The organism is Micromonospora sp. DT53, from assembly GCF_049841535.1.
Taxonomy (GTDB): Bacteria; Actinomycetota; Actinomycetes; order Mycobacteriales; family Micromonosporaceae; genus Micromonospora.
The window spans coordinates 399,239-409,764 of the sequence record NZ_JBNCKM010000007.1; the positions used below are offsets into that span (position 1 = coordinate 399,239).

Sequence of the window (10,526 nt, forward strand, 5' to 3'; positions counted from 1 at the left end):
AACGGTCAGCGCTCCGCGAGGTACGCGCTGTCGACAAGTTGGCGGGGCGATCGGGCGCCGCCCAGGCTCTTCGCCTGGTACATGGCCGCGTCGGCGCGGCTGAGCGCGTCGGTGAGCTGAGCGGGGCCGGTCACCGGGGCGAGCCCGACGGAGGCGGTGACCCGGACGCTGCACCCGTTGAGCCGGATCGGCGCCGCGACGGTCTCGCTGAGCCGGCGGGTGGAGTGCTCGATCCAGCGCCCGTCGACGGTGGGGCTGGAGAGCAATCCGGCGAACTCGTCGCCGCCGAGGCGGGCCACGAGGTTGTCCCCGGCGAAGCCGGCGAGGCGCTCGGCCACACTGATCAGCACCTGGTCGCCGGCGGCGTGCCCGTACCGGTCGTTGATCTGCTTGAAGTCGTCCAGGTCGAGCACGACGGCGATCAGCGGCTGGCCGGCGGCGTCGGTGAGCAGGGCGGCTGCCAGGCGGTAGAAGGCGCGTCGGTTGGGCAGCCCGGTGAGCGGGTCGTGACTGGCCGCGTGCCGTTCGGCGGCCAACTCGGCCTGGAGGTGGCCGATCTCGGCCTCGGCGCGCACCGCCCGTCGGCGTAGTTGCCAAGAGGAGAGCAGTGCGCCGGCCGCGCACACGCCGGAGGCGACACTCATCGGATCCGGCACGAACCCTCCCATCGCCGCGACCGCCTCCAGCCTTCGGTTGACGCGGCGCGCCGCGTCGGGCCTAGTTTTGCCTGATCGTGCCCGTGTGGTGGTAACGCAAAGTGAACGGATGGGCACCGATCATGTGCGTTATCATGCTCGCCGTCGGATGCAGATGCAATAGCAGATGCACGTGCAGAACCGTCCAATGTCGATACCGCACCCCCTCGCCGTCACCGCTCCTCCCACGGCCACCGGCGGGCTCGTAACAGAAAGACGCCCCCATGCATCAGCCACCCAATGGCGTACCGATCCACCAGTTGCCTCCGCTGAGCTGGCAGAAGAGCCGCCGCAGCAACCCCAGCGGCAACTGCGTCGAACTCGCCGAGCTGCCCGGGGGAGCGGGCATCGCGGTCCGTAACTCACGTCACCCGGAGGGGCCGGCGCTGATCTACACGGTGGATGAGATCGCCGCCTTCGTTCTCGGTGCGCGGGACGGAGATTTCGACAATCTGATCAACTGACCGTCCGGGGGCGGGGTCGTCCCGGCGACGGGACTTATTCACCGGCGCGGAGGAGTTCACCTCACTGTCGGTCCATGGCATGCTTACACGTCGGCCGGGCCGGGGCGCCCGGCCGCCGTGGGTCGGTGTCCGGAGGTCCGCACGTGACGATGGTTCCCGCCGAGGGCGGCCCGACAACCGGGCCGACCGTGCTGCGCATGCTGCTCGGCGCCCAACTGCGCCGCCTCCGGGAGTCCAGCGGGGTGACCCGGGAGGGCGCCGGCTGGGAGATCCGCTCCTCCGAATCCAAGATCAGTCGGATGGAGCTGGGTCGGGTCGGCTTCAAGGAGCGCGACGTCGCCGACCTGTTGACCCTCTACGGCGTCACCGAGGAACACGAGCGCGACGCGCTGCTCAAACTCGCACGGGACGCGAACAGCCCAGGCTGGTGGCACCGCTACGGCGACGTGTTGCCGTCCTGGTTCCAGTCGTACCTGGGCCTGGAGGCCGCGGCCGCACTGATCCGCAGCTACGAGGTGCAGTTCGTGCCCGGCCTCCTGCAGACCCGGGAGTACGCCCGAGCTGTCGTGCTGCTCGGGCACGGCGGGGCCGGTGCGGGCGAGATCGACAGACGCGTCGGGCTGCGGATGCAACGTCAGCAGCTGCTCCAGCGGGAGAACCCCCCGCAGTTGTGGGCCGTGGTGGACGAGGCGGCGCTGCGCCGGCCCATCGGGGGTGCCGAGGTCATGCGCGGCCAGCTCGCCGCGCTCATCGAGGCGACCAAGTCGCCCCACATCCGGCTCCAGGTCATCCCGTTCGCCGCCGGTGGCCACGCCGCCGCCGGGGGCGCCTTCACCATCCTGCGCTTCGGCGACCAGGAGCTACCTGACATCGTCTACATCGAACAGCTCACCAGCGCCATCTACCTCGACAAGCGCGACGATCTGGATTACTACGCGGTGGCCATGGAGCGGCTCTGCGTCGAGGCCGAGCCGCCGGAGCGCACGGCGGACATCCTCGGCCGGCTGCTGGACGAGACGTACCCGGCCTGACCCTCGAACCCCCGCTGCTCCCGACCCGAACCCCACCCCATTTCGGCACGCACGGGACGAACAGTGTGGGGTCGGGCACGCAGAGTGGTCGAGGGCGGCGTTGCCAGGCAGACTGGTGGAGCCATGTCGCCGCTGATGCCCACTCTCCGCCTCCACGACCGCTACGTACTGCACGAGCGGATCGGTCTCGGTGGCATGTCCGAGGTGTGGCGAGGCGACGACGAGGTGCTCGGGCGGTCGGTCGCGATCAAGGTGCTCGCCGGGCAGTTCGCCACCGACCCACAGCTGCGGGCCACCATCCAACGCGAGGCCCGCGCGGCCGCCCGGCTGACCCACCCACACGTGACCCAGGTGTACGACTACGCCGAGGCGACCCTGGCCGGCGGCGTCGTGGTCCCGTACCTGGTGATGGAACTGGTCGACGGTCACAACCTGGCTGACCGGCTGCGGACCGGGCCGCTGCCCTGGCCGGAAGCGGTCCGGGTGGCCGGCCAGATCGCCGCCGCGCTGGCCGCCGCGCACCGCATCGGCGTCGTGCACCGCGACGTCAAGCCCGGCAACGTCATGCTCACCGACACCGGCGCCAAGGTGCTCGACTTCGGCATCGCCGCGCTCGGCGGCCTCGACGGTCAGTCCGGCGAACCGCTGATGGGCACACCCGCCTACTTCGCCCCGGAACGGCTGGCCGCCGGCCCGCCCGACCCGGCAAGCGACGTGTACGCCCTCGGCGCACTGCTCTACCGCACTCTCACCGGGCGGGCGCCACTGCCCGTGCAGAGCTGGGAGGACGCGCTGGAAGTGCACAGGCGGGGCACCCCGGTGCCGCCACTGCGGGTGCCCGGCCTACCCGCCGACATCGCCGAGCTGACCGTCGCCTGCCTGGCCGCCAACCCGGCCGACCGGCCGAGCGCCGCGCACCTCGCCCGCCGCTTCGGTGCCGGTCAACCGATCGAGCCGCCCACCGAGCTGCTGCGCATCCGGCCGGCCGCCCACCCGCCCACCCTGATCGACCGGTCGGTGGTGGCCCGTCCGGCTGCCGCCGCGCCGGCCCGACGCCGGTCGCGTCGGCCACTCGCGCTCGTCGCGGCCGTTCTCGCCGTGCTGATCGGCGTCGGCGCCCTGCTCGTGGAAAATCCGCTGGGCAACCCGGGCACACCCGACCCGGTCGAGATCGCCGACGCGCCGTCGACCTCCGCCCCGGCTCCCGCACCCACGACGCACTCGCCGACACCGGCCGCGCCGTCCTCCGCATCCTCGCCATCCTCCGCCGCCAGCACCGCGCCGCCGCCAGTCGGGCAGCAGATACCGGTCAGCTTCCGGGAGGTGACAAGCGAGTTCGCGGCCGTCCTCGGCACCGCGGTCGCCCGCGGCGACGTCGACCCGAAGACCGCCGAGGATCTGCGGGACGACCTCGCCGACCTCGACCGCCGCACCAGGGACCGCGCCAGGCGCGTCGCCGACCTGCGGGACCACATCGCCGAGCTGGTGCGGCGCGACCGTCTACCAGCGCAGACGGGCGCGAAACTGGACGCTCTGCTCACGCAGGCCGGCAGCTTCTCCTCCGGCCGTACGGACGACTGATACCGCCGTCGATACCGCTGGCATGATGTCCCGATGCGGACACGTCTGATCTTCGTGCGACACGGCGAGTCGGTCCACCAGCTGGAGGGAATCGTCGGTGGGCCACGTGGCTGTCGGGGCCTCACCGCCCTCGGCCACGAGCAGGCACACGACCTGGCGAACCGGCTCACCGGTGACGTCGCCGCCGACGGGTCGGTGGCGGTCTACTCGTCCGTACTGCGCAGGGCGGTCGAGACCGCGCAACCGATCGGGGCGGCGTTCGGCGTCCGGCCGGTGGCCGACTGTGGTCTCTGCACCTGGCACACACCCCCGTACGCCGACGGCCTGCCGACCGCCCGTTTCCGCACCGAACACGCGGTGCCGGGTGGCGGCGTGTTCCGACCGTTCGAGGAGGGCAACGAGAGCTGGGCCGAACTGGTGGTCCGCGTCAGCCGCGCGATCATGGAGATCGCCCACCGGCATCGGGGCTCCACAGTGGTCCTGGTGGGCCACAGCGAGACCGTCGAGGGCGCGTTCCACGCGCTCGCCGCGCAGCCGGTCTTCCGGGCGTTCGACCTGGACGTGCCGCCGGCCTCGATCACCGAGTGGACCACCGACCACGACCCCGGTGGTTGGCCGCCGGCCCGCTGGACGCTGCGGCGCTTCGCCGACACCGGCGGGTGGGCCAGAGGGTGACCCAGGCCGCCCCGAGTGCCACCAGTTCGGGTCTGCGCGACGCTAGTCGGCGGCGAGGATCTGCTCGCGCAGGATCTCCGCGTGCCCGCAGTGCTGCGCCAGCTCGCGCAGCACGTGCAGGTAGACCCAGCGCAGCGGCAGTGGGCCGCGCCGGTTGCCGCGAAGCAGGTCGTCGAGGCCCAGGCTGGACGTGGCGCGGCGGGAGCCTTCGCAGGCTTCCCGGTGAGCGCGCTGGACGGTGGCGATCGTGTCGCCGTCGTCGAGGATGAACGACTCGTCCGGCGTGGCCGGGATGCCGATCTCGGTCCGGGACCGACACGTGATGGCCTCGTCGAACCAGACCTTCTCCACGACCGTGGCGTGCTTCACCAGACCCAGCAACGTCGTCCGGGACGGCACCAAGGACCGGCGCGCCTGCTCCTCGGTCAGCCCGTCCAGGTAGCCGTTGAGCGCCCTGCGGTGCTCGTCGATGAACGCCTCGAACTGCGTCTGGGCGGACTGGCCGACGACGTCATCGGCGAAGGTTCCCGGGAAGGAGGTCATTCCCGAAGCATTTCAAGGTCATCGCCGCCGCGCAAACAGCACGCTCAGCCGAAGGCGACAAGAGCGCCGCGCTCGTCGAAGCGGGCCGTGCCGGCCCAGGCGATCTCCCAGCGGTTGCCCTCCGGGTCGGAGATGTAACCGGAACGCCCACCCCAGGATCGGTCGGTCGGCTCCGCCACCACGGTAGCGCCCGCCGCGACGGCCGCTTCGAATGCCGTGTCGACCTCGTCGCGGCTGTCGACGTTGCAGGCCAGGGTGACTCCGGACCAACCACCGGCCGGCGGGGGGACGCCCGGCGCCGCCTCCGCGGCCAACTCCGGCAGCGGGTAGAGCGCCAACAGCACACCACCGAGCAGGAAGGCCGACCAGCCGTCGTCACTTGCCGGCAGCTCGGGCCACCCCAACGACCGGTAGAACGACCGCAGCGCGGCGATATCGCGTGTTCCCAGGGTGATCACGGACAGCCGGGAGGGGACAATGCTCATCGGCTGACCGTAACCCGATCGCCCTCAGCCACCCGGCCGGAACGGACCACAGTGGCGTACGCGCCGACACACGGCTGGGGACCCATCCCGGGTAGCGGCTCGATCCGGTTGAGTCGGGCGGGCACCCGCAGCGCCTCGGTTTCGCGGGGCAGCGGGCCGTGCGCGAGCGTGGGCACCGCGCAGCGCGGCGTCGGGGCGAGCACGGCGAGCACCAGGTCCGGGCCGACGCGCAGTTCCCGGCCGACCCAGTCGTTCTCAGCGAAGGCGTCCGTGTCCGTGTCGAGCAGCAGGTTGGGCCGGTAGCGTTCCACAGTCCCCGCCCCGGGCGGTAGGTGCCCGGCTATCCGATCCAGGGTCGCGGTGGTGACCAGGTGGATCGGAGCGAAGTCGAAGAAGGTCCCGGACAGCACCGACCCGAGCCGGCTCTCGTCGGCCGGGACCTCGTCGGTGAGGCCGGCCGCGAGCACCGCCTCCGGGTGGGACCGCAGCAGGGTGGCGCCGGGCGGTACGGCGTCGACGAGGGTCACCGGGTGGCCCACCGCCGCGCTGAGCGCCCCGTCGATGTCGGGGTCCTCGGTCGACAGGTCTCGGCCGTCGGGCAGGGTGATCCGTACCGGACCGGTCACCCCGCCGGTCGCCCGTAGCGTGAGCAGGCCGCGCCAGCGATGGGGTTGCTTGGCACTGGCCACCCGTCCACTGGTCTGATCCAGCAGGGCCAGCACGCGGTCACCCGCGACACCTGTCGCGCCGACATCGGCCGCCGAGGTCCGCTCACCGAGCAGCGACTTCACCGGATACCGCCGCAGCTGCGCCACTCGTCCGGAGATCATTTCGTCACCCTAACCGCGCCTGCCGCCGCCACGGTCGGGCTGAGTGAGGCTGACACTTACCGACTCGCCTGGGTCGGTGCCCGCGCGGGCGTACACCTCGCCGTCCGGCGTCCAAACACCCGACTGGCCCGCCGCCTCGGTGTAGCCGCCGCCGGTCGACCCGGCGAAGCTGGCCACCGCCACCCAGACCCGGTGCGCGGTGGCGATCCGGTGCGCCCGCCGGTCTATCACGGTGGCGTCAGGGGCCGACTCCAGGACACCAGCCACGTAGACGTCGATCCCGAGCGCGGCGGTCCGCTCCGCGTGCTCGGCCGCGCCGGTGTCCTTGCAGATCGCCAGCCCCACCCGCCAACCGTCCACATCGAGCACGACCGGCGCGTCGCCGGGCCGGAACCGGCGGGCCTCCGCGTCCCCCAGCCACATCTTCCGGTACGTCACCGCCGCACCGCCGCCGGTCACCGCCAGCATCGCGATGTGGTCGCCCGCGACCGGCGCGCCGACCAGGGCCAGCGCGTTCGTCTCGGCGCACGCCTCGACCAGCGGCGCCAACCGCGGATCGTCGACCGACACGACCGGGGCGTCCAACTCGTACCCGGTCAGTGACAGCTCCGGAAAGACCACCACCCGGGCGCACGCCGCGCGGACCGCGGCGGCGTGCGCCCGCGCGTTCTTCGCGACATCAAGGGGTACGCACGGCGGCTGCGTCACCGCGAGCCGCAGCGGGGTGCGGTTTTCCGCACCCCCGGCGGTGTGGTCGGCCCGCGCGGCCGGGTGGTCGGCCTCATGGTCGACTCTCAGGATTCCTTCGTAACGTGGGCGCATGATTCGAACGTCCCACACCGTTTTCGCCACCGGAACCCCCTCCGCCGCAGCGGAACCACCGCAGGACGGGATCGTCGGCTACGTCACTGACCTGGTGGAACGACTCGGCGGGCCGGGTGCCGGCCTGGCGGTGGCGTTGGAGAACCTCTTCCCGCCGATCCCCAGTGAGGTGATCCTGCCGCTGGCCGGGTTCGTCGCCGCGCAGGGACGGATGAGTCTGGTCGGTGCGATCTTCTGGACCACGTTGGGCTCGGTGCTGGGCGCGCTCGCGCTCTACCTGATCGGCGCGGCGCTGGGACGCGACAGGATGCGCGCCATCGTGGCGCGACTCCCACTGGTGAAGCTCAGCGACGTGGACCGGACCGAGGCGTGGTTCCTGCGGCACGGTGTGAAGGCCGTCTTCTTCGGTCGGATGATCCCGATCTTCCGGAGCCTGATCTCGATTCCGGCCGGCGTGGAGCGGATGCCGGTCACCACGTTCCTGCTCTACACCACGCTGGGCAGCCTGATCTGGAACACCACATTCGTGCTCGCGGGTTACCTGCTCGGCGACAACTGGCACCTCGTCGAGGGCTACGTCGGCACACTCCAGAAGGTGGTGATCGTGGTCTGCGCGGCGGCTGTTACCTGGTTCGTCGGGTCCCGCGTGCTGAAAGCCCGCCGCGCCGCGCGGAACCCCGAGCCGACCGAACCCGAGCAGAGCGCACTGAACGCGATGCCCGACCCGGGCGGCCGCGGCACCCTCTACCGAAGCGGATCGTGGGCCTCGGACGAGCGCTAGTCAGTCCCTCTCTGGTTCCCTTTGCTCTGCTTCACCCCACGCACCACTCGGGGTGGCCTGCGGGCGGGGTCAGACCACGCACCACTCGGGGTGGCCTGCGGGCGGGGTCAGACCACGCACCACTCGGGGTGGCCTGCGGGCGGGGTCAGATGAGGCAGAGCAAGGGGGAACAGACTCGGCGTGGAAGGCGGGCGAGGTGGTGGGACAGGGGCGAACCGGCAGGTGGTGGCTTCGGCTTCGGCTGCCGCTCGGCGTTGCCGTCGGGATCGCGACGGCCGCCGTCGAGTTCGCCTTCCTCATCGTCGCGGCCGCCGCATCCAGTGTGCGCGTGGTCGCGCCTGCCGGCGGCCGTCGGGTTGCTGGCCTGACTGACCGGTACCGGGAGCGGCTGGTACGGATGGAACATCGCCGCCTCGCCGGGCTACTCGCCGCAGCAGATCTGCCCGCGCCGAACGTGGTGCCCACCCGGCGGCAGGTCGGTTACCTGGCCGCCCGACTGCTACCCGGCACGCTGGGCCTACTGGCGTACGCCGTCCTTGGCGTCGGCGTGGTGCTGGCCGGGATCGTGCTGCGCGCGGCGGTGCGCGGAGAGCTGACCCTTCCCGACGCCCTGTCCCAGATCGTCGTGGGGGCGGTGCTGCTACTGCTCAACGTTCAGGCCGTCGCCAGCGTCGCCGCGCTGGACATCTGGCTGGCCCGACGATTTCTCGGCCCGGGAAGTCGGGCGGAGCTGACGCGGCGGGTCCACGAGCTGACCACCAGCCGGGCCGGGGTCATCGCCGCCGTCGACGCCGAACGGCAGCGCATCGAACGCGACCTGCACGACGGCCTCCAACAGCGGCTGGTCGCCCTCGGCATGCTGCTCGGCCGGGCCCGGCGCGCCCGCGACACCGACCGTACGCACGCGCTGCTCGCGCAGGCACACGAGGACGTGCAGCGGGCCATCGAGGAGTTGCGCCAGGTGGCGTGGCGGGTCTACCCGTCGGCACTGGACGGCAGCGATCTGGGCGAGGTCCTGTCCATCGTCGCCCGCGGATCCGAGACGCCGGTGCGGATCCGCTGCGAGCTACCGGTCCGCCCCCAGCGGCAGATCGAGACGGTGCTCTACTTCGTGGCCTGCGAGGCGCTCACCAACGCCGCGAAACACGCCGCCGCTACCCTGGTCACTGTCGATATCGGCGTACAGGATGGGTGGATCCGGATGCGCGTGCGCGACGACGGCGTCGGCGGGGCGGACCCGACCGGGCGCGGATTGTCCGGGCTGGCGCGGCGGGTCGCCGCGCTGGACGGCCGGCTGGAGGTCACCAGCCCGGCCGGCGGTCCGACGACCGTGCTGGCAGAGTTGCCGTGCGACTAGTCCTCGCCGAAGACTCGACGCTGCTCCGAGAGGGCTTGACGCGGCTGCTCGCCGACGAGGACCACGAGGTGCTCGCGGCGGTCGGAACCGCCGACCAGCTCGTCGAGGCGGTCGGACGATCCCGTCCCGACGTGGTCGTCACCGACGTCCGGATGCCACCCACCCACACCGACGACGGTCTGCGGGCCGCCCTGGAGATCCGTCGTCGCTGGCCCGACACCGGCGTGCTCGTGCTCTCCCAGTACGTGGAGCGCCGTTACGCCGGGCGGCTGCTCGCGGACCGCCCCGAGGGGGTTGGCTACCTGCTCAAGGACCGGGTCGTCCAGGTGGACGACTTCCTCGACGCACTCGACCGGGTCGCCGCCGGAGGCACCGCCCTCGACCCGGAGGTGGTTCGTCAGGTGGTGGCCGGCTCGGAACGGCCCGACCCGCTCGGTCGGCTCACAACCCGAGAACAGGACGTCCTGCACGAGATGGCCCAGGGGCACACGAACCTCGCCATCGCCCAGCGGCTGCACGTATCGCAGAGTGCGGTCGAGAAGCATGTCAACGCCATCTTCGACAAACTCGACCTCGCTCACACGACCGGCTACAGCCGGAGAATCCTCGCCATCCTGCGCTACCTGACACCCAGGTGACCGGAGGCCCGTCGCGCACGGCCGGAGTCCGGCGTGATCGACTCGGGTTTCAGGAAGTCGGGATGTCCGGGAGTCCGGGATCGCCCGACTTCCGTGAACCCGAGTGGATCATGCGGGTATGGGGCGGTCCGCTGCGGTGGGCCGGGTGTTGGTGTGGGGTGTTTGTCCGGCGTGGGTGTTGTGGGTGGTGACTGGTCGCACCCGTGGGTCGGAATCATGGCCGGGTCGGGGTCGTTACATACCCTGACGATCGCAGCACCACCGACCACCGCCCCTGCCCCTGGGGGCGGGTCGCGCAGGTTGGAATGCCAGCCTCGGGCCGGTCGTTGCAGTCCCCACGAACGACCGCAGGCACCACCCTGATGGGGGTGCCAGCCAGGTGGGCCAGCCCGGGAATGACCCTCGGCCCCCGGTCGTTACACCTGGACCCGGCGCCACGAGCCCTCCGCTCGTAGGCCGCCGACCCCGACGCCCGACAGGGCGTCACCCCCCCCAAGACTTTTTCCCCTTTGTTTGTTGCAGCGCCGGACGAGGTGCTCACACCCCACCGCCGCCCCCCTTGGTGGTTGGGTGTTCTACCCCCGAAGGAGCTACCCCCATGAACACGATCTTGCGTAAGAGCAT

12 protein-coding genes are annotated in these 10,526 nt (G+C 71.6%); 7 read left to right on the plus strand and 5 right to left on the minus strand.

From position 1 onward, the window contains the following. Positions 1-5 precede the first annotated feature (5 nt). Complete coding sequence (locus tag ACLQ3B_RS23665) at positions 6-656, minus strand: GGDEF domain-containing protein (RefSeq protein WP_425782873.1); 651 nt, start codon at positions 654-656, stop codon at positions 6-8. Between the two features lie 263 nt (positions 657-919). On the opposite strand from ACLQ3B_RS23665, the gene ACLQ3B_RS23670 reads away from it, so the two are divergent. The 4 genes from ACLQ3B_RS23670 (at position 920) to ACLQ3B_RS23685 (ending at position 4,446) form a co-directional block, all read left to right on the plus strand. Continuing rightward, complete coding sequence (locus tag ACLQ3B_RS23670) at positions 920-1,159, plus strand: DUF397 domain-containing protein (RefSeq protein WP_425782874.1); 240 nt, start codon at positions 920-922, stop codon at positions 1,157-1,159. A 143-nt stretch (positions 1,160-1,302) separates the two neighbouring features. Further along, entirely contained in the window at positions 1,303-2,190 is an 888-nt protein-coding gene (locus ACLQ3B_RS23675) for a helix-turn-helix domain-containing protein (protein WP_425782875.1), read from the plus strand. 135 nt (positions 2,191-2,325) lie between these two features. Continuing rightward, the gene (locus ACLQ3B_RS23680; RefSeq protein ID WP_425782876.1) at positions 2,326-3,771 is read left to right on the plus strand and encodes a serine/threonine-protein kinase; all 1,446 of its coding nucleotides are present in this window, start codon (positions 2,326-2,328) and stop codon (positions 3,769-3,771) included. A gap of 33 nt (positions 3,772-3,804) precedes the next feature. Further along, positions 3,805-4,446 carry a histidine phosphatase family protein gene (locus ACLQ3B_RS23685; protein ID WP_425782877.1) on the plus strand — a complete coding sequence of 214 codons (642 nt, stop codon included), beginning with the start codon at positions 3,805-3,807 and terminating at the stop codon, positions 4,444-4,446. A gap of 42 nt (positions 4,447-4,488) precedes the next feature. Here the strand turns inward: ACLQ3B_RS23685 and ACLQ3B_RS23690 are convergent, their stop codons facing one another. From ACLQ3B_RS23690 to ACLQ3B_RS23705, 4 genes are read right to left on the minus strand one after another with little or no spacing between them, the layout of a single operon-like run. Then, entirely contained in the window at positions 4,489-4,989 is a 501-nt protein-coding gene (locus tag ACLQ3B_RS23690) for a DinB family protein (protein WP_425782878.1), read from the minus strand. Positions 4,990-5,033: 44 nt separating this feature from the next. Then, positions 5,034-5,474, minus strand: coding sequence for a VOC family protein (locus tag ACLQ3B_RS23695; protein WP_425782879.1), 441 nt, complete (start codon positions 5,472-5,474; stop codon positions 5,034-5,036). Continuing rightward, positions 5,471-6,304, minus strand: a complete 834-nt coding sequence (locus ACLQ3B_RS23700; protein WP_425782880.1) for an MOSC domain-containing protein — start codon at positions 6,302-6,304, stop codon at positions 5,471-5,473. Before ACLQ3B_RS23700 ends, ACLQ3B_RS23695 begins: the two co-directional genes overlap by 4 nt. A 9-nt stretch (positions 6,305-6,313) precedes the next feature. Next, on the minus strand, positions 6,314-7,126 hold the full coding sequence (locus ACLQ3B_RS23705) for a carbon-nitrogen hydrolase family protein (RefSeq protein WP_425782881.1): 813 nt from the start codon (positions 7,124-7,126) through the stop codon (positions 6,314-6,316). On the opposite strand from ACLQ3B_RS23705, the gene ACLQ3B_RS23710 reads away from it, so the two are divergent. The 3 genes from ACLQ3B_RS23710 to ACLQ3B_RS23720 all read left to right on the plus strand — a co-directional run bounded on the left by ACLQ3B_RS23710 (position 7,125) and on the right by ACLQ3B_RS23720 (position 9,902). After that, positions 7,125-7,907 carry a DedA family protein gene (locus ACLQ3B_RS23710; RefSeq protein ID WP_425782882.1) on the plus strand — a complete coding sequence of 261 codons (783 nt, stop codon included), beginning with the start codon at positions 7,125-7,127 and terminating at the stop codon, positions 7,905-7,907. The two genes, ACLQ3B_RS23705 and ACLQ3B_RS23710, sit on opposite strands and share 2 nt — an antisense overlap. Positions 7,908-8,106: 199 nt before the next feature. Continuing rightward, positions 8,107-9,264, plus strand: a complete 1,158-nt coding sequence (locus ACLQ3B_RS23715; protein ID WP_425782883.1) for a sensor histidine kinase — start codon at positions 8,107-8,109, stop codon at positions 9,262-9,264. Continuing rightward, positions 9,255-9,902, plus strand: coding sequence for a response regulator transcription factor (locus ACLQ3B_RS23720; protein ID WP_425782884.1), 648 nt, complete (start codon positions 9,255-9,257; stop codon positions 9,900-9,902). The genes ACLQ3B_RS23715 and ACLQ3B_RS23720 overlap by 10 nt, the downstream gene beginning before the upstream one ends. The last annotated feature ends 624 nt before the right edge of the window (positions 9,903-10,526 follow it).

Bases quoted from the DNA above. Each gene is read 5' to 3' on its own strand.
- ACLQ3B_RS23670 (WP_425782874.1), top strand. From the start codon at position 920: ATGCATCAGCCACCCAATGGCGTACCGATCCACCAGTTGCCTCCGCTG.
- ACLQ3B_RS23680 (WP_425782876.1), top strand. From the start codon at position 2,326: ATGCCCACTCTCCGCCTCCACGACCGCTACGTACTGCACGAGCGGATC.
- ACLQ3B_RS23685 (WP_425782877.1), top strand. From the start codon at position 3,805: ATGCGGACACGTCTGATCTTCGTGCGACACGGCGAGTCGGTCCACCAG.
- ACLQ3B_RS23690 (WP_425782878.1), bottom strand. From the start codon at position 4,989: ATGACCTCCTTCCCGGGAACCTTCGCCGATGACGTCGTCGGCCAGTCC.
- ACLQ3B_RS23695 (WP_425782879.1), bottom strand. From the start codon at position 5,474: ATGAGCATTGTCCCCTCCCGGCTGTCCGTGATCACCCTGGGAACACGC.
- ACLQ3B_RS23700 (WP_425782880.1), bottom strand. From the start codon at position 6,304: ATGATCTCCGGACGAGTGGCGCAGCTGCGGCGGTATCCGGTGAAGTCG.
- ACLQ3B_RS23710 (WP_425782882.1), top strand. From the start codon at position 7,125: ATGATTCGAACGTCCCACACCGTTTTCGCCACCGGAACCCCCTCCGCC.
- ACLQ3B_RS23705 (WP_425782881.1), bottom strand. From the start codon at position 7,126: ATGCGCCCACGTTACGAAGGAATCCTGAGAGTCGACCATGAGGCCGAC.